The organism is Marinobacter sp. AC-23 (assembly GCF_001858325.1).
GTDB lineage: Bacteria > Pseudomonadota > Gammaproteobacteria > Pseudomonadales > Oleiphilaceae > Marinobacter.
On sequence record NZ_MBPP01000002.1, the window covers coordinates 1 to 19,494 of the forward strand.

At 54.2% G+C, this 19,494-nt stretch carries 11 protein-coding genes and 1 pseudogene; 9 read left to right on the plus strand and 3 right to left on the minus strand.

The genetic code is table 11. The features are described from left to right. Nucleotides 1-84: 84 nt before the first annotated feature. Nucleotides 85-2,528 (minus strand): annotated as a pseudogene (gene lon, locus BCA33_RS02575) (endopeptidase La). Between the two features lie 164 nt (nt 2,529-2,692). On the opposite strand from lon, the gene BCA33_RS02580 reads away from it, so the two are divergent. After that, entirely contained in the window at nt 2,693-3,556 is an 864-nt protein-coding gene (locus tag BCA33_RS02580; protein WP_071263277.1) for a co-chaperone YbbN, read from the plus strand. Nucleotides 3,557-3,634: 78 nt separating this feature from the next. Here the strand turns inward: BCA33_RS02580 and BCA33_RS02585 are convergent, their stop codons facing one another. Beyond that, nucleotides 3,635-4,999: a KamA family radical SAM protein gene (locus tag BCA33_RS02585; protein ID WP_071263278.1), complete on the minus strand. Its 1,365-nt coding sequence runs from the start codon at nt 4,997-4,999 to the stop codon at nt 3,635-3,637. A gap of 557 nt (nt 5,000-5,556) precedes the next feature. On the opposite strand from BCA33_RS02585, the gene aceE reads away from it, so the two are divergent. After that, on the plus strand, nt 5,557-8,220 hold the full coding sequence (gene aceE / locus BCA33_RS02590) for a pyruvate dehydrogenase (acetyl-transferring), homodimeric type (RefSeq protein ID WP_071263279.1): 2,664 nt from the start codon (nt 5,557-5,559) through the stop codon (nt 8,218-8,220). 10 nt (nt 8,221-8,230) lie between these two features. Beyond that, on the plus strand, nt 8,231-9,937 hold the full coding sequence (gene aceF, locus BCA33_RS02595; RefSeq protein ID WP_071263281.1) for a dihydrolipoyllysine-residue acetyltransferase: 1,707 nt from the start codon (nt 8,231-8,233) through the stop codon (nt 9,935-9,937). Between the two features lie 408 nt (nt 9,938-10,345). On the opposite strand, the gene BCA33_RS02600 is transcribed toward aceF, so the two are convergent. After that, a complete protein-coding gene (locus tag BCA33_RS02600) occupies nt 10,346-11,536 on the minus strand; it encodes a DcaP family trimeric outer membrane transporter (RefSeq protein WP_071263283.1) in 1,191 nt (396 codons plus the stop codon). A gap of 170 nt (nt 11,537-11,706) precedes the next feature. On the opposite strand from BCA33_RS02600, the gene BCA33_RS02605 reads away from it, so the two are divergent. The 6 genes from BCA33_RS02605 to astB all read left to right on the plus strand — a co-directional run bounded on the left by BCA33_RS02605 (nt 11,707) and on the right by astB (nt 19,474). Next, entirely contained in the window at nt 11,707-13,158 is a 1,452-nt protein-coding gene (locus tag BCA33_RS02605; RefSeq protein WP_071263285.1) for an exonuclease domain-containing protein, read from the plus strand. 98 nt (nt 13,159-13,256) lie between these two features. After that, entirely contained in the window at nt 13,257-14,471 is a 1,215-nt protein-coding gene (locus BCA33_RS02610) for an aspartate aminotransferase family protein (protein WP_071263286.1), read from the plus strand. Between the two features lie 8 nt (nt 14,472-14,479). After that, nucleotides 14,480-15,448, plus strand: coding sequence for an arginine N-succinyltransferase (locus BCA33_RS02615; RefSeq protein ID WP_139172861.1), 969 nt, complete (start codon nt 14,480-14,482; stop codon nt 15,446-15,448). 52 nt (nt 15,449-15,500) lie between these two features. After that, a complete protein-coding gene (astA, locus tag BCA33_RS02620; protein ID WP_071263288.1) occupies nt 15,501-16,565 on the plus strand; it encodes an arginine N-succinyltransferase in 1,065 nt (354 codons plus the stop codon). A 36-nt stretch (nt 16,566-16,601) separates the two neighbouring features. Beyond that, nucleotides 16,602-18,080 carry a succinylglutamate-semialdehyde dehydrogenase gene (gene astD / locus BCA33_RS02625; RefSeq protein ID WP_071263289.1) on the plus strand — a complete coding sequence of 493 codons (1,479 nt, stop codon included), beginning with the start codon at nt 16,602-16,604 and terminating at the stop codon, nt 18,078-18,080. 53 nt (nt 18,081-18,133) lie between these two features. Beyond that, entirely contained in the window at nt 18,134-19,474 is a 1,341-nt protein-coding gene (gene astB / locus BCA33_RS02630; protein WP_071263291.1) for an N-succinylarginine dihydrolase, read from the plus strand. Nucleotides 19,475-19,494: the final 20 nt, after the last annotated feature.

The following is a 19,494-nucleotide window of genomic DNA, read 5'->3' on the forward strand; positions in this document are numbered from 1 at the left end:
ATGCCTCACCCGTATTGGATGTTGGCCCTATGCTGAAAGACGATGGATGGAAGGAAAAAGCCTAGGCCTTCTCCTTTCACCGGTTTAGTGCACAGACGAGTCTGTTCGGGGTTTGTTGCCAAAGCACACCTGAAACACATCGTTGTAATGCTTGGCGAAGTTTACAGTTAGGCCTTCCCGAAGATAGTCCGGCAGCTCCTCATAATCTCCGCGGTTTGCGTCTGGCAGAATCAAATTGCTGATTTTCTGCCTGCGTGCCGCGATGACTTTCTCGCGAATGCCACCAACGGGTAGCACCTGGCCGGTGAGTGTTAGCTCGCCGGTCATCGCCGTGTTCGGCTGAGGGGACTCCTTGCGAGCAATCGAAAGCAGGGCAGTTGCCATGGTGACGCCGGCACTGGGGCCGTCTTTTGGGGTTGCGCCCTCCGGCACATGAAGGTGTACGAAAGATTTATCAAAAAACCCGGGGTCGCCCTTGAACCGTTTCAGGTTTGAGCAAACGTAGCTGTATGCTATTTCTGCCGACTCCTTCATGACATCCCCAAGTTGGCCGGTCAGTTTGAAACTATGCTGGTTACTGTGGATCCTTGAGGCTTCAATGCTCAGGGTTGCCCCGCCCATGGCTGTCCAGGCCAGGCCGGTTACCACGCCAATACCCTTCAGAGATTTCTCTTTCCGGAACGCTGGCTGGCCAAGATATTCCTGCAAATCGGACACGCCCACCTTCACGGGCTCATTCGGGGATTTCAGCAGTTTTACAATGCCCTTGCGCATAACCTTGTGCAGGAGCTTCTCCAGATTCCGAACACCCGCTTCGCGGGCATGGCCTTCGATTATCTGGCGGATTGCGGCATCGGTGATGTTGAATTGCTTTTTAAGTAGCCCGGCCCGTTTCAGCAGCCGCGGCAGCAAATGATGCTTGGCAATAGCCAGCTTTTCTTCGCCTATATAGCCAGACAGGCGGATGACATCCATCCTGTCCAGCAGTGGCCGGGGAATGGTGTCGAGCTGGTTTGCCGTGCAGATGAACAGCACCTTGGATAGTCCATACGGACATCCAGGTAGTGATCCAGAAAATCCTTGTTCTGCTCCGGGTCCAGAGTCTCCAGAAGGGCTGAGGCCGGGTCGCCCTGGTAGGAGGTACCGATTTTGTCGATTTCATCCAGCATGATCACCGGGTTGGCTACTTTGGTGTCTTTCAGTGCTTGCACGAACTTGCCTGGCATAGCGCCGATATACGTGCGCCTATGGCCTTTGATTTCTGCCTCATCGCGCATGCCGCCAACGCTAAATCGATAAAACTCGCGCCCAAGTGCATCCGCAACCGAGTGGCCAATGGAGGTTTTGCCAACGCCCGGCGGGCCAACGAGAAGCAAAATTGAGCCGCTGACTTCACCTTTGAAGGTGCCCTCGGCAAGGAACTCAATAATCCGGTCTTTTACATCATCAAGACCGTCGTGATCCCGATCCAGAATGCGGCGGCCTTCTGCCAGATCAAACTGATCTTCAGAATGCTGACCCCAGGGCACCTGGGTCAACCAATCCAGATAGTTGCGGGTAACACCGTATTCCGGCGAGCCCTGCTCCAGGATCTGCAACTTTTGTAATTCGTCGTTAAAGCGCTCCTGCACGGCTTCGGGTGGGCTCAGCTCTGCCATGCGGGCGTCGAAGCGCTCGGCGTCTGCCGTTTTGTCGTCTTTCGACATGCCCAGCTCGCGCTGGATAACCTTCAGCTGCTCTTTCAGGAAAAAATCGCGTTGGTGTTTCTGTACTTTCTCGTTTACTTCTTCACTGATTTCAGACTGCAGGCGGGCTACCTCCAGCTCTTTGCGCATTAACAGAAGTACTTTTTCCATGCGCCGGAGCAAAGGCACCGTGTTCAAAATATCCTGAAGTTCTTGGCCACGGGCGCTGGTCATGGATGCGCCAAAATCGGTCAGTGGGGAGCTGTCTTCCGGGCCGAAGCGCGACAGGTATTGCTTTACCTCCTCGCCATACAGCGGATTGGTGCGCAGTAGCTCCTTGATAGCGCTGATGATAGCCAGTGTGTAGGCCTTGGTTTCATCCGCATCTTCTTCGGGTTCCTGCGGGTATTCCACCTCTACCAGGTAGGGCGGCTTACGGCGTAGCCATCGCACAATCCGAAAGCGTTGCAGGCCCTGGGCAATAAACTGAACATTGCCGTCCTTGTTTTGAGCGTGATGAACGCGCACCGCGCATCCAACCTCGGCCAATTCATCGCTCTGTGGAACACTCTGGTCTGATTGAAGATCATCAACAAAGCAAATGCCCAGCAGCTTGTGATCGGTCTCGCCCACGCGCTTGAGTGTCTCGTGCCAATGGTTCTGGTTGACCATAACAGGCTGTACCTGCGCGGGGAAAAACGGCCGATTTGATACCGGCAGCACGTACATCTGTTTGGGGAGAGATTGCTGCGGCAGGGCAAGATCCTTGCTTTTCTGGTTCTCACCAATGTATTCAGTCAGGTCTTCCTCGAATTCTTCCAGCGAGTGGTTATCGTGATTCATACCGTATCTGCTTCCTGATCAGAGGAGTGTCTTGCTACTAACTAGAGCCTAAAGTCATATTTTCAAGCATAGGCCGTATTAATGCCCTGTTTCTGCGCTCTTGAAATCTTGTGTCGGGCGCCCATCTACGCCTTAATCAATAATGAACATTTCAGGTGCCCGACATGAGCAGCTCTCCCCATATATTTGAAGCCACCATGGAAAACTTCCAGCAGGAGGTGATGGACGCATCTTCGTCCACGCCCGTGCTGGTGGATGTTTGGGCCGAATGGTGCGCGCCCTGCAAGCAGCTTATGCCCGTACTGGAAAAACTGGTTAACGAGTACCAGGGGGCGTTCCGCCTTGCCAAGGTGAACGCAGATGAGCAAGAGCAGCTTACATCCAGCTTGGGTGTGCGTAGCCTGCCAACCATTATTCTGGTGAAGGATGGTCAGGCCGTTGATGGGTTTAGCTCAGCATTGCCTGAAAGTGAGATCCGTAAGGTGTTGGACAAGCACGTGGAACTGCCCGAGGAAGATCCTTACGAAAAAGCGCACCGCATCTGGGACGAAGGCGATATTGATGGCGCACTGGAAATTCTTTCCGAGATGAACCAAAAAGATCCGGAGAACCTGAAGGTGCTGATCGACCTTGCCCAGCTAAAAGCTGAAAGTGGCGATATAGAAACCGCTGAACAGGTGCTCGAAAGCTTGCCGCCAGAGGAAAAACTGCAGCACCAGGCAAAGCAGCTGGCGGCTCGAATAAAGTTCTTGAAACAGTCTGCAGAGCTCCCGCCTGCGAAAGATCTTGAAATGGCACTGGAGCAGGATCCGAAAGACCCTAACGCCTTACACCAGCTGGCACTTCATAACGTGCTGCAGGAAAAAAATGCAGAAGCGATGGAGTTACTGATTCGGCTTATGCGGGTCAACAGTAAATACAAAGAAGAGGTAGCGAAAACCACGTTGGTTGAGCTATTTGAGAAGCTGGGGAATAACAACCCGGATGTGCGGACTTATCGGCGCAAGTTATACACGCTGATGCATTGATCAGTAGCCTGAGAAGGGCAAGCGCCACTAAAAAGCCGGGCATAATGCCCGGCTTTTTAGTGGCAAGGTGTTTAGGGTTTACCCATTACCTCTTTTCATTTCTTCAAACTCATCCTCAAAGAAAAACTTCTCTTCCCCAAAGGCAGGCTCCAGCTCATGCAGCCAGGTGGCTGTTTCGCTGTATTTGGCAAAGAATGGGCGCTGCACCCAGTCCGGATTGCGGCCCTGCAAAAAACGCAGCACAAAGACCTTTTCGCCGTGCACTTGCGCAATCCCCTGAATTTCCACTTTGCCTGGGCCGGCACTCATGCTGGGGCCGCGGGCGGTGCGGGCCAGGCCGCTGACTTTTTTCATGGCTTCGCGGTAAATGTTAAAGGCTTCCGCTAGCGGTACTTCAAAGTAGTTCTTGGCGCCTGTGTCGCGCTCTACAAACATGTAGTACGGGATGATGCCGAGCTGTACTTCTTTTTTCCACAGTTTGGCCCATGCGTCGGCATCGTCGTTAACGTGCTTAATCAACGGGCCTTGCGCGCGAATCTCAGCACCGGTCGCGCGGATGCGGCGGATCGCTTCTTCGGCAATGTCGGTGGTGATTTCCTGCCAATGGTTATAGTGAGCCATGATCGCAACGTGCTTGCCTGCATCTACAAGTTTGGCGAACAAGTCGATCAGCTCGTCGGCATCTTTATCCGTCACGAAACGGTATGGCCAGAAGGTGAGGGCCTTGGTGCCGATGCGGATAGTCTGGATATGGTCGAGCTCCGGCTGTAGCAGAGGCTCAAGGTACTGAGCCAAGCTCTTGGTTTTCATTACCATGGGGTCGCCACCGGTAACCAGTAAGTCGGTTACTTCGGTGTGTTCCTGCAGGTACCCGTGCAGCTTGTCTGCCTCGGTGCTCGACATTTTCAGGTCTTTGTCGCCTACAAACTGCGCCCAGCGGAAGCAGAAGGTGCAATAAGAGTGGCAGGTCTGGCCTTGGGCCGGGAAGAACAGCACTGTCTCGCGGTACTTGTGCTGCACGCCGTCGAGCACTTCGCCCTCCAGTTCCGGCATGTTCATTTCCATCTGGCCGGCCGGGTGAGGGTTTAGTTCATCGCGGATCTCTTTTGCGACGGCCTGAATCTCTTTTTTCTCGGCGCCATCCCGGTGCATCTTGGCCATGCGATCAAAGTGTTCGTCTTTGAGCATGCCTTTTTGCGGGAAGACCAACTGATAGATGGGGTCGTTGGGCACTTTGTCCCAGTTGATCAGTTCGTTGATCACATACTCATTCACCCGAAACGGCAGCACGCTTGCTACTACTTTCATTTCGAACAGAGTGTCTTCGGGAAGGCTCTGAATAATCTCAATCTTGTCTAGCTGGCGGTCTGTATAAACCTTGAAACGTCGTTCCTCGAACTCTGTGGTGGGAATCCGATTAGGAAAAGTGACGATTGAATTCATGGTTCGCCCTCTGTGGTTAAAGGTATGAAATGACCGGAGGGCAAAACGGGCGCCGCTCCGATGGTCAAAAAATGGGCAGGCGAGTATACATAAATTGCTGTTTAGTTTCAGGTCTAATTAAAAAGTTGGAAGAAAAATAAAAATCGCTTTTTGGATGTTTTTCAACTGATTGAAATAACTTATTAAATTATAATATGTGGTAGAAATAGGGGGTGTCCATATCATTTAGCACGGTAATGAAAAGTCAGGTGATACAGCGACTACGACAATGGTCTGAGCCTAGTTGTTTGATGCGCTTAAAAAAGGCATTATTACGTAAGTAATCGTAATTATTTTTAGATTTTTCGAGATGTCTTCGGGTTTTATCTGATTTTTCGGGAAGTGCGTAGTAAAAATACTACGAAATCTGCACCTTGATTTGACAGTCCAGTCAGTTTTTGGCTAAAAAACGGCCATTAGGCGGGGTTGGGCAGTAAAACTATAAAAGCTGTTCTATGCTTGGAGGATGCTGAACGTGGCACCTACGGCACTACTTTGATGCGAAAGGGGGAGGTTTGATGTACCAGGATGATGATCCCATTGAAACGAGCGAATGGCTTGATGCACTTGAGTCGCTCATGGAGAACGAAGGTATAGACCGGGTTAAATACATTCTGGAGCGCCTTTCTGAGCGAGCCAGCCGGGATGGCACCGAGCTGCCTTACTCTATTACCACTCCGTTCCGGAACACTATTCCGGCCACGCAAGAAGCCCGAATGCCGGGTGACCTGTTTATGGAGCGCCGGATTCGCTCGCTGATTCGTTGGAACGCCATGGCAATGGTGGTGCGGGCCAGCAAGCGCCCCGGCGATCTGGGCGGTCACATTTCCACGTTCTCATCAGCTGCCACTCTTTACGATGTGGGCTTCAACTACTTTTTCCACGGTGGCGATGACAAGCGTGAGTCAGATCTGGTCTATTTCCAGGGCCATGCCTCACCGGGTAACTATGCGCGCTCCTTTTTGGAAGGGCGGTTTACCGAAGAGCAGCTTGATAAATACCGTGAGGAAGTGGATGGCGATGGCCTGTCGTCCTACCCGCACCCATGGCTGATGCCGGATTATTGGCAGTTCCCTACTGTATCCATGGGGCTTGGGCCCATTCAGGCCATTTATCAGGCCCACGTAATGAAGTACCTGGATGGCCGCGAGCTCATTGAAATGGGCGATCGCAAGGTTTGGTGCTTTGTGGGTGATGGTGAAACCGACGAGCCCGAAACCCTTGGGTGTATTTCTAAAGCCGGTCGGGAAAATCTCGATAACCTGGTGTTCGTGGTGAACTGTAACCTGCAGCGCCTGGACGGACCGGTGCGCGGTAACGGCAAGATTATCCAGGAACTGGAGGGAGCATTCCGTGGTGCCGGCTGGAACGTTATCAAAGTGGTTTGGGGCCGGGTGTGGGACACTCTGTTCGATCAGGATGAGAACGGCGTTATGCAGCGGGCCATGGATGAAATCTGCGACGGTGATTTGCAGAACTTTACCCACAATGGTCCCGCGCATACCCGCAAGCATTTCTTCGGCAAGTACCCCCAGATGGCCAAGCTGGTTGAAGGCTGGTCAGATGACGACATCAACAAGCTGAATCGCGGTGGTCACGATCCTTATAAGGTTTACGCGGCCTATCAAAAGGCCGCAACCGAGACCAATGGCAAGCCAACGGTGATTCTTGCTCACACCATCAAAGGCTATGGCTTTGGCGCGGCGGGTGAATCCCAGAATACGGCGCACTCTCTGAAAAAACTGGATATGGATACTCTCAAGGCGTTCCGTGACCGGTTTGCGATCCCGCTAAAAGACGAAGAGCTCGAAAGTGCACCCTACTACCGCCCGGCGCCCGATAGCCCCGAGTTGGTATACATGAAGAAGCGTCGCCAGGAGTTAGGAGGTTTCTATCCCCGGCGCCGTAAGGACAGTCAGCCCCTGAAAATTCCCGAGCTGGATGTTTTCAAGCAGGTTCTGGACGGCTCAAACGGCCGGGAAATCTCCCTGACCATGGTATTTGTTCGCCTGCTGAATGCGTTGGTCAAAGACAAGCGTATTGGCAAGCGTGTCGTGCCGATCGTTCCGGATGAGGCCCGCACGTTTGGTATGGAAGGCATGTTCCGGCAACTCGGCATTTATACCGCCGAAGGCCAGAAATACGTGCCTCAGGATCGTGATCAGATTATGTATTACCGTGAGGACAAAAAAGGCCAGATTCTGCAGGAAGGTATTAACGAGGGCGGCGCAATGGCCGCGTGGATGGCCGCCGCAACCTCCTACAGCACCAACAATTTTCCGCTGATTCCGTTCTATGCGTTCTATTCCATGTTTGGTTTTCAGCGCGTTGGCGATCTGGCCTGGGCTTCCGGCGACATGCAGGCGCGGGGCTTCCTGATTGGCGGTACCGCGGGCAGGACTACTCTCAACGGTGAGGGTTTGCAGCACCAGGATGGCCACAGCCACATTCTGGCGAACACCATCCCGAACTGCAGAGCTTATGACCCGTCTTACGGTTATGAAATGGCGGTGATCATTCACCATGGCATGAAGGAAATGTTTGAAGAGAACAAAAACGTTTTCTATTACATCACCATGGAAAACGAGAACTACGAACACCCCGCTATGCCCAAGGGATGTGAAGACGGCATCATCAAAGGCATGTACAAGTTCGAGTCGGTAGAAGTAAAAGGCGCCAAGAAAAAGTTGCGCGTGCAGTTGCTGAGCGCCGGCGCCATCATGAACGAGGTTCGCGCAGCGGCTCAAATGCTGAAAGATGACTGGGGCGTAGCGTCGGATGTGTGGAGCGTGACCAGCTATAACGAACTGGCCCGTGATGGGCAACACGTTGAGCGCTGGAACCTGCTGCATCCGGACGACAAAGGCCGTACCGCTTACGTTACCAAGTGTCTGGAAGCCCAAACCGGCCCGGTTGTGTCCGCTACGGACTATATCAAGCTGCACTCCGATCAGTTGCGTGGATTTATCCCGAAAACGTTCCTTACCCTGGGAACAGACGGCTTCGGCCGCAGTGATACGCGGGAGAAGTTGCGCAGTTTCTTTGAGGTGGATCGTTATCACGTAACCGTAACCGCCCTGTCTGCTCTGGCCAAAGACGGCGAGATCAAGGAAGAGCAGGTTCTCGACGCCATGCGCAAGTACGGAATCGATCGCAACAAACCGAACCCGGCGCAAAGCTAAGGAGGCCGTTATGAGTGAACAGGAAATCAAGGTTCCCGATCTCGGCGGGGCAGACGAAGTTGAGGTTATCGAGCTTCTGGTCAGCGCTGGCGATTCGGTTGAAGCAGAAGATCCGATTCTGACCATTGAGACCGACAAAGCCTCCGTAGAACTGCCATCCCCTGGCGCCGGCAAAATCATTAAGCTCACCGTAAAGGTGGGCGACAAGGTGAAAGAAGGCGACGTCGTTGGTGTGATGGACGCTGGAGAGGGATCTGACAGCGACGCGGGCGGCTCTGATGAAAGCTCCGATGAAGGCTCAGGTGATGAGCCGGAACCGAAAGCCGAGGAAAAGCCGCAGGCCAAATCCAGCGCCAAAAGCCAGGATGAACCGGTCGAGAGCAAACCTGCGCCTGCGAAAAAATCTGGTGGCTCTCGCAAGGAAATCGTTTTGGTTCCGCCGCTGGATGGCATGGAAAACGTGCCGGTTATCGAGATCAACGTGTCAGAAGGCGATACCGTTGAGGCTGACGATGCCTTGGTAACCGTTGAGTCCGACAAGGCCTCTATGGAAATCCCGTCGCCTTACGGCGGCAAAGTCGTCAAGATTCTGGTGGCCGAAGGCGACAAGTTGTCTGAAGGCGATAAGCTTTTGGAGTTGACCGTTGCCGAAGAAGGCGCAGAAGAAGACGAAGAACAGGGCGAAGAGCAGGGCGCAGCTTCTGCCGATTCCGAGCAAGAAGCAAAGCCTGAGCCGGATGACAAGGCTCAGCCAAAAGAACCTGAGGCGCAGCCGCAGGGTTCAACTTACGAGCCGCCTGCGCCGGGAGCCAAGATTCATGCTGGCCCCGCGGTGCGCAAACTTGCCCGGGAGCTGGGCGCAGACATGACCCGCATCAAAGGGTCTGGTCCCAAAAGCCGGATTCTTAAAGACGATGTGCAAGCGTATGTGAAAAATCAGCTGCAACAGACCCAGCAGGGCAGCACCGTTGCGACCGGGTCTGGTATTCCTGGCGTTAAGCTGCCGGACTTCAGCCAGTTTGGTGACATTGAGAAAGAAGCGATGTCGCGGATGATGGCAGTCACCGCAGCTAACATGCAGCGCAACTGGCTAAACGTGCCCCACGTGACCCAGTTTGAGGATGCGGACATCACCGATATGGAGGCATTTCGCAAATCGCTGAAAGCCGCCGGTGAGAAAAAAGGCGCGAAGATGACGCCGCTACCTTTCATCCTGAAAGCCTGTGCAACGGCGTTGGCAGAGTTGTCGCAGTTCAATGTGTCTCTGGACATGGAACGCAAAGAGGTAATTCGCAAGCACTACATTCACATTGGTATTGCTGTGGACACGCCGAACGGATTGATGGTTCCGGTGATTCGCGATGTCGACAAGAAGGGTCTTTGGGAGCTGGCAGCAGAAAGTGCGGAGCTTGCCCAGAAAGCCCGGGACAAGAAACTGAAGCCTGCAGAGATGCAGGGTGCCTGTTTCACCATTACAAGCCTCGGCGGTATCGGAGGCACGGCGTTCACGCCCATTGTGAATGCTCCGGAAGTCGCGATTTTGGGTGTTTCCAAGGCCGCCATGAAGCCGGTGTGGGATGGCAGTGCGTTTCAGCCAAGGCTGATGCTGCCACTGTCGTTGTCTTACGATCATCGTGCGGTAAACGGGGCGGACGCAGCGCGGTTTACGGCCGCGCTGAGTCAGTTGCTTGGGGACATTCGCTCGCTTCTTCTCTGATGTTCGGTGACTAGCCGCTCTGCATCCTGCAGGTTGTGGGGCGGCCTTTTGATGTACGTCAGAAATTTCCTGTAAGTGGACACGAAAAACACGTTAAAGCGTCAAGTCAGACCATCTTGATTTATTACTTGATTTATTATGTGGACATTAACTGCATGAAAAGATGTAGTTATCGCCAATCAAGAGGTTGAGATGAAACAATCAGATGCCATCAAACGCTTGGCGACCCTCCAACGGTGTGTACGTCTACACTCTTTCCCGCCTATACGGCTGTTCCGCAACAGCTGGTCCGTGTCCTTCTCCATGGTTTATCCGTGAGCTTTGTATCTCCAACTGAATATCGTTCATCGTTTTCCAAAAAAAACCCTGGCAAATGCCAGGGTTTCGGTTTTTAAACTTCTGACTGGTTCAGAAGCTGTACTGGGCGGCAAACATCAGTCGACTTGCGTCGCCATCGTCACCGTTAACGTCATCAACCATGTAGTAGCCGTATTGAACGCCCATGGTCACAGCTTTCGCAGGAGTCCACTGGTAGTTAATTATAGCACTGGTGTTGGTCTCTTGTTTGCTACCAATGTTAGCTGAGGCGGGGAGGTCACGCAGCGCGTCGTCCCAGTCTACGTCTACCATGCCAACGCCGGTGTTTATTGAACGGCCGCCGCCAAGGTCAAAGGACGCGCCGAGCGACGCACTGTACCCGCTGATCAGTTCAAGGTTGCCCGAGCTGTCCACATAAGCGTCCTCTACCGCATAATTTTCACCGGAACGGTATAAGTAGATGTCGCCACCGGTTACGTAGTTGATAACGCCATGCAGTGAGACTGTGTCCGTGACTGCCACGGTAAGCGCGCCAAATGCGCCGTAACCGATCGCGCTGTCGTCCTGTGTGCCAGTATCGTAATCAATCTGGCGCACGAATGCGGCAGTCGAGTAAGAGACGGCGCCAGCGCTGTCCTGCAAGCGTGCGGTTACAATGGGCAGACTTGTTTTTTGCTCTATGTTTGAGCCAGCAGGCGTGATAAGACCTGCGAAATTAAAGGGTTGTTCGAGGGAAACGGAAAACGGGCCGCTGGTGTAACGCAGCTGAGATGTCCGGAACTGGCTGCCTGCGTTGCCCGGCATGCCGTCAAATTCGAGCGTTGGGACGTAGCCAACAAAACTGAGGTAGTTTGACCAGTTGCGGCCAGCCATAACCCCCTTGTATTCGCCATAGGCATGGCGAATACGCAGTGTACCCCCACCATTACCACGAAAATCGCCTTCAACGACTATTTTGACACCTTGTGGCGTCGTTGCTTGCACGCCAAGGCGGCTCTGGAAGGCGTCAGCGCCAAAGAAGCCCGTCGCCTCATTGTTTTCGGCTGCACCGGTGTTCACCTTACTGAAGTCGCCGGCACGGGTTGACGTCGAAATGTCCTCGTTAATGTCGTAGCTTGCGTTAAGGCGGGCATAACCGTAAACATCAATCTCGTAGCCCTTCAGATCATCCATATGGTCCGTGTCGCCCAGGATTTTCATCGCACTTGCCTGACCAGCCATTCCAAAAACGGTCACAGCAGCCGCCACACGAATGGCCATTCTCAGTTTGTTGCTTTGCATTGTTGTAATCTCCACACATTAGACAATTATTTTTGTAGGACCCACGACCAAGATAGTTACCATTTCGTGACAATTCAAATAAATTTTCACATTGTTTAGACAAAGGTCTAGGAGAGCTTTTTGTTTCTATACAGGTATCTGCACTTCCTTTTAGGTATTAACATTGATTAATGACATCTAAAAATAGTGATTTGAAGCTAACCACATTTGCGTTTCTTGATATTGAGACTACCGGTGGGAGTGTGTCCCACGACCGCATTACCGAGATTGGCATCCGGTTCTGGCGCGCGGGTGAAACGGTAGATGAGTGGCAAACGTTGCTGAACCCCGGCACGCGAATATCCCCGTTCATCGAGCAACTGACGGGAATTTCCAATGCCATGGTTTCCGATGCGCCTGCGTTTGAGGACGTGGCAAATACCCTGGAAGAAAAACTGCGAGATACGGTGTTCGTTGCTCACAATGCCCGCTTTGATTACGGTTTTATTAAATCTGAGTTCCGCCGTCTGGGGCGGCTGTTTTCAGCCCCGGTGCTTTGCACCGTGAAGCTTTCCCGGCGACTGTACCCCGAGTTTCGCCGCCACAATATGGATGCGTTGATTGAGCGCCACGGGCTTGAGCAGGTGCAGCGGCATCGGGCCATGGGGGATGTGTCTGCCATGCTCGCGTTCTTTACTCATGCTCTTGCCCAGAAGGGTCATGAGCAAACAGGCGAGGCTATTGCTGCGCTGATGCAGCGCCCCAGCATTCCCTCACACCTTCCTCTGGATACGCTGAATAATCTTCCGCGCGCACCGGGCGTGTACCGGTTTTACGGCGAAAGCGACGTGCTTTTGTACGTTGGCAAGAGCACAAACATCGCCCAGCGGGTGGCGTCGCATTTTTCCGGGGATCACAACACCAGCCGCGGTCTTAGAATTTCGGAAAGCCTGCGGCGCGTGGAATGCACAGAAACCGCCGGAGAGCTCGGGGCCTTGTTGCTGGAACTTCAGCAGATCAAAACGTTGAGCCCGCTTTTCAACCGTCGGTCCCGGGCGGCTAAAAATCTGGTGAGCATTGAATTGGCTCTGAACGATTCCGGTTATTTGCAGGCGCGGTTAGTTCGGGAGGTAGAGCCGCATCGGCTGGGTTATTACTTCGGATTGTTTCGCAGCAAGCGCGATGCGGAACGGGCGCTCAGCGGTATTGCGGCGAAAAATGAGTTATGCAATCGGTTGCTGGGTCTGGAGCCGGAACACGAAGGCCCCTGCTTTCAGCGTGCGCTGGGTCGCTGCAAAGGCGCCTGTGAGGGCACAGAGAATGTCGCACGCTATAACCTTCGGGTGCAGATTGCGTTTCACGAGCTACGCTTGCGAACCTGGCCCTGGCCCGGGCCGGTGGCGATTGTGGAGCGGCGCGAGGGGCGGAATCAGCCTGACATTCTGGTTGTCTACAACTGGATGCACGTTGCCACGTTGCATGATGAAAACGAGCTGCACGAGCTTTCCCTGCGAGGCCAGTCGGTTACCTTTGATCTGGACTCCTACAAGCTGCTGGTGAAGGCGTTGATGGGGCGCACGGAAACCGCGCATTCAATAATCGAGCTGCCGGCGGTTGGCGAGCCGGATGTGCTTATGCCCTGAGTGGCGTATCATAAGCTATTGATCCGCACACCTACTTACTTGCCCGCGCAGGCAATTTTACTGTTTTGTAGGCCTAACTGTTTTCCTGAGAGAGATCTATGAACAAAGAACCTGTCAGCCGCGAGCTTTTTGATGATGTCATGGTGCCCAATTACGCTCCCGGTTCGATTATCCCGGTGCGAGGCGAGGGTTCCCGAATCTGGGATCAAGAGGGGCGCGAGTTTATAGATCTTCAGGGCGGCATTGCCGTGAATTGCCTGGGGCATTCACACCCCGGACTGGTTGGGGCTCTGCAGGAACAGTCAGAGAAAATCTGGCACCTTTCCAACGTGATGACCAACGAGCCGGCTTTGCGCTTGGCGAAAACCTTGTGCGATCTTACTTTTGCGGAACGGGTGTTTTTTGCCAACTCCGGAGGCGAGGCCAACGAAGCGGCTTTCAAACTGGCACGCCGGTATGCGTGGGAACACTCCGGGCCGGAAAAACACGAGATCATTTCCTTTAAGGGCGCCTTCCATGGCCGCACACTGTTTACTGTGAGTGTTGGCGGCCAGCCCAAATACCTAGAAGGATTTGAACCGGCGCCGGGCGGCATTCACCACGCCGACTTCAATGATCTGGAATCCGTCAGAAAATTGATCTCGAAGAAAAAAACCTGTGCGGTGGTGGTTGAACCGATTCAGGGCGAAAGCGGTGTTATACCCGGTGACCTCGAGTTTCTGAAAGGTTTGCGCCAGCTCTGCGACGATCACGATGCACTGCTGATTTTTGATGAGGTGCAGTCTGGCGTGGGCCGTACTGGCCATCTTTATGCGTACCAGATGTACGGGGTAGTGCCAGACATTCTCACCAGTGCCAAAGGCCTGGGCGGTGGCTTCCCGGTTGCCGCCATGCTGACCACCGCAAACATTGCGGCCAGCCTTGGAGTTGGCACCCATGGCAGCACCTATGGCGGTAACGCGCTGGCGTGCGCCGTTGCGCAGAAGGTAATCGATACCGTCAGCCAGCCTGAGATCCTCAAGGGCGTTAAAGCCCGTTCCGACTACCTGCGCAAAGGCATGATGGATATCGGGGAGCGCTATGACATATTCAGTGAGGTTCGCGGCGCAGGTCTTTTGCTGGGTTGCGTGCTGACCGAGAAATGGCAGGGCAAAGCCAAGGATTTCCTGAACGCAGGCCTGGATGAGGGCGTGATGGTGCTGATCGCAGGCGCCAATGTGATTCGCTTGGCGCCCTCGCTGATCATTCCCGAGACCGACATTGATGAAGCGCTAGAGCGCTTTGAAGCGGCTGTTAAAAAACTGACGGCGTAGGAGCTTTTATGTGGCTGGTACGTCCGGCCTTGCCGGGTGATGTAAACCAGATACTTGAGATTGCGGGCACGGCCGGTTCAGAGACCGCCCGCCTCTCGTCCACGCTGCCCAGGCAGTGCGAAGCGCTTGCGAAAAAAATAGACCACTCACTTGCCTCCCTGGCTGGCAAAACAACGGCCGGTGGCCAACCGCCAAGATTTCTGTTTGTTCTGGAAGATACCGCCACGGGCAAGATACATGGTACAGCGGGTATCGATGCCCGGGCGGGTAACGGTCAGCCGTTTTATAACTATCGCCGCGATGCGCTTATTCATGCCTCCCACGAGCTTGGAATCTCCAGCCGGGTTGATGTTCTTTACCCCAGCCATGGGCTGACAGATCACACACTACTTTGCTCGTTTTCCATTACGCCCGAGCTGCGAAACACCGAAGCGTTTGAGCTGCTATCCCGAGCCCGAATACTGTTTATTGCCAGTCATCGCGAATGGTTTGCCCAGAGGGTTGCGGTGGAAATTCAGGGAGTTCAGCTTGCCGATGGCAGTGTGCCTTTCTGGGACAGCCTGGGGCGTCATTTTTTCAATATGGATTTTGAGACCGCCGATCAGTATTCCGGCAGACTTAGTAAAACCTTTATTGCGGAGCTAATGCCGCCCAACCCGGTGTATGTCACTTTGCTTTCCGAGGCTGCCCAGGCCGCGCTTGGTCAGCCCCATGAGCTAACTGTGCCGAACCTTGAGCTACTGCAGCGGGAAGGGTTTCAGGCGGGTTGTTATTTGGATATTTTCGATGGAGGGCCGGTTTTGGAGGCCCGCACCGATGCCTTGCACACGCTGGTAACCAGTCAACCCAAAAGGCTTCATGGCGCCAGCGAAGATGGCGGCGATGCCTGCCTGATTTCTGCGGGTGAGGGTGCGAGGTTCCGCTGCACACTGGCTAATGTGGCCGACACCTTGAGGGGACGCTTAAGGTACCCGTAGAGATCTGGAACCTGCTTGGCAAAACCGCCGGTGGTGAAGTGAGGGTGGCACCATGTTAGTGATCCGCCCGCTCCAGCAAACGGATCTTGACGATCTTTACGCCATGGCTCAAAAAGCTGGCAAGGGGCTAACCACGTTGCCTGCCAACAGAGACCTGTTGCAGCGCAAAATCAATCTGGCTCAGGAAACCTTCAACCAACGCTGCGCTCCGGAAGCTGGCTTGTACCTGTTCGCCCTGGAAGATACAGAAGCCGGAAAAGCCGTAGGTATCAGTGGCATTCAGGCCCGGGTTGGTTTGGATGAGGTGTTCTACAACTATCGGCTAAGCGTCACCGTAAACGCCTCGAAAGAGCTGGGTGTGCACGTGCGTACTCCCACGCTGCACCTTTCAAACGACATGACAGACACCAGTGAGATCTGCTCGCTGTTGCTTTCCAGCAACTACCACGGCGGTGGCAACGGGTTGCTTCTTTCTCGCAGTCGCTTCATGTTTCTGGACGAGTTTCGCAAGCACTTTTCCGAGAAGGTGTTTGCGGAAATGCGCGGTGTGTCTGACGAGCAAGGCTTGAGCCCGCTTTGGGATGCGCTGGGTAGCAAGTTTTTTGATATGGAGTTTATAGAAGCCGATATGCTGTCCGGGCTTGGCAACAAAGCGTTTATTGCGGAGCTGATGCCCAAGTATCCTATTTACTTGCCCATGTTGCCGGATTCGGCGCGTGCGGTTATTGGCCGTGTTCATGGTAATACGGCTCCGGCGCTCAAGATGCTGCAGGCTGAAGGGTTCAACTTCAATGGCATGGTGGATATCTTTGACGGCGGGCCGGTGGTTGAAGCATTTGTGAACACGATACGTACGGTTCGCGACAGTGTTAATCGCTATGCCACGGTGACCCGAAAAGCGGTTAATCTTGATGTTCCGGCTGCAGAGCGGGTGATGGTCTCCAATCGTTCATTCCGCAACTTCCGGGTCACAACGGTGCCGGCCAGTTGCGTTGGCATAGACACTGTTAGCCTGCCGCCGGCCGTGGCAGAAGCCTTGCAGATTGAGTCTGGCGACCCAGTGCGGCTGGCGCCGCTGAAGGAAAAAGTAAAGGCAGCAGCAAAAACAGTAGGCTGAAAGCCTTAAAGTTTCAGTAACGGGAGTGGTAGTGATATGGCAAATCTGACAGGCGAACTGTTTATCGGCGGGCTTTGGCTGCAAGGCCATGGAACTGCTTTTGAGTCGGTTCAGCCCGTTACCGGCGAAACTGTCTGGGAAGGTTCCGGAGCCAGCCTCGCGGATGTGGATGCGGCCGTGCGTGGAGCCCGGGATGCTTTCGTGAAATGGCGGCGCAAGAGCTTTGCTGAACGCCTGGCTGTTGTTGAAGCGTTTGGTGAGTTGTTGGGAGCTAACAAGGAAGAACTGGCCCACCAGATTGGCCTGGAAACCGGCAAGCCTCTGTGGGAGTCGCGCACGGAAGTGGCAGCCATGGCCGGTAAGATAGGTATTTCTGTGAAAGCCTATAACGATCGCACCGGCCACTCTGAATCGGATGTGGCGGGCGGCCACGCTGTGCTGCGTCACAGGCCCCACGGAGTTGTTGCCGTGTTTGGCCCCTATAACTTCCCTGGCCACCTCCCAAACGGCCATATTGTGCCGGCGCTGCTTGCAGGCAATACGGTTGTATTCAAACCCAGTGAATTGACCCCCGGCGTGGCGGAGCTTACGGTTAAATTATGGGAAAAGGCCGGCCTGCCCGATGGTGTGATCAATCTGGTTCAGGGCGCTGCTGATACGGGTAAGTCGCTTGCGGGCCACCCGGCGATTGACGGCCTGTTCTTTACTGGCAGTTCAACGGTGGGTCATAAGCTGCATGAGCAACTTGGCGGCCAGCCGGAGAAAATTCTTGCTCTGGAAATGGGCGGTAACAACGCGCTGATTGTTCAGGATGTTGCGGATATTGATGGCGCGGTACATCACGCTCTGCAGTCAGCGTTTCTGTCAGCTGGCCAGCGCTGCACTTGCGCCCGAAGACTGCTGGTTCCAAAGGGCACGAAGGGCGATGAGTTTCTGGATCGCCTTGTGGCTGTGTCTGCACGTATTCAGGTGGGCGAGTTTGATGCCAAGCCTCAGCCGTTTATGGGGTCGGTAATTTCTGCACAAGCGGCAGAAAAGCTTTTGGCTGCTCAGGCTAGCATGCTGGAAAAGGGTGCAATATCGCTATTAGAGATGAAACAGCTCAGGCCAAACACCGGTCTTCTTTCCCCAGGCATTGTGGATGTAACCGGGTTAGAGTTGCCTGATGAAGAGTTTTTCGGGCCGCTGTTAACGGTCTATCGTTACAAAGGTTTTGACGATGCTTTGGCGCTCGCCAACAATACCCGCTACGGGCTTTCTGCAGGCTTGCTTTCAGACGACAAGAAGCTATACGAGCGATTGCTGGAGGAGGCAAGGGCCGGCATTGTGAACTGGAACCGCCCGTTAACCGGGGCCAGCAGTGCAGCGCCCTTTGGCGGCGTGGGGGCCAGTGGTAACCATCGCGCCAGCGCTTACTATGCGGCAGATTACTGCGCTTGGCCCATGGCCTCTCTTGAAGCGGGTAAAAGCGAGGTGCCGGAAAGCCTGGCACCTGGTTTGAATTTTGATTCCTGAATAGCAGTTTCTGAGCCTTACTCCCTGAATCCGGACGGACGGAATTCCAAGTCATGGCAAAACATGCGGTAGAAGCAAATTTTGATGGCCTGGTTGGCCCCACCCACAATTATGCGGGCCTGTCCTGGGGTAATGTGGCTTCGAAATCCAATGTGAATGCGGTGTCCAACCCCCGCGAGGCTGCGCTTCAGGGACTGGCGAAAATGAAGCGCCTGGCAGATCGTGGGTACGTTCAGGGTGTTTTGCCGCCCCATGAGCGCCCTCACATTCCATCCTTGAAAACGCTTGGGTTCAGCGGTGCGGAGGCACAAATCCTGGCGCGGGCGGCCAAATCCAGCCCGTCTATTTTCGCTGCGGTATCGTCAGCGTCTTCCATGTGGACAGCCAACGCAGCTACTGTTTCGCCCAGTGCCGATACCGCCGATCACAGGGTGCACTTCACGCCTGCCAATTTGAGCGCCAAGTTCCACCGCTCCATTGAGCATACGGTAACCGGGCGCATGCTTAAGTCTATCTTCGCAGACGACGGATATTTCGCCCATCACCCGGCGCTGCCTTCGGTTAGCCATTTTGGCGATGAAGGCGCAGCCAATCACACCCGGCTTTGTGGCGGTTACGGTGAGCCGGGGGTGGAGTTGTTTGTGTATGGGCAGGCTGCATTTAACGAGCAAGCGCCAGCGCCACAGAAATATCCGGCCCGGCAGACCCTTGAGGCCTCACAGGCCATCGCGCGCCTGCACGGCCTGAAAGACGAAAATCTAGTGTTCGCCCAACAAAATCCGGCGGCGATTGATGCCGGCGTATTCCATAACGACGTTATTGCCGTGGGCAACGGTAATACCTTGTTCTACCACGACATGGCATTTTTGAACGAAGAGCAGACGCTGTCAGATATTCGTGCACGCCTGACCAAAGCGGAACTTGAGGCTGTTCGTGTAAGCAGTACGGAGGTACCCCTTGAAGATGCCGTAGCTTCGTACCTGTTCAACAGCCAATTGTTGAATACCCCCGATGGCATGCTGCTGGCGGTTCCGGGGGAGTGCAGAGAGGTGGAGTCTGTCAGCAAGTATCTGGATAAAATGCTGGCCGATGGCGGGCCAATTACGGCGGTAGAGGTGTTTGATGTGAAGCAATCCATGCGTAATGGCGGCGGTCCTGCCTGCCTGCGTTTGCGTGTGGTTCTGAATGACGACGAGCTGAAGGCCATGCATCGCGGCGTGATTCTTACCGATGCGCTATACGAGCGCCTGACCAGCTGGGTTGAAGCCCATTACCGCAACGAACTTGCCCGCGAGGATCTGGCTGACCCAATGTTGCTGGAGGAAGTGCGCAAAGCCTTGGATGAGTTGACCGGTATTTTGGGGTTGGGTTCTATCTACGATTTCCAGATGTAGCCACTTTTTCAAGGGGCTAC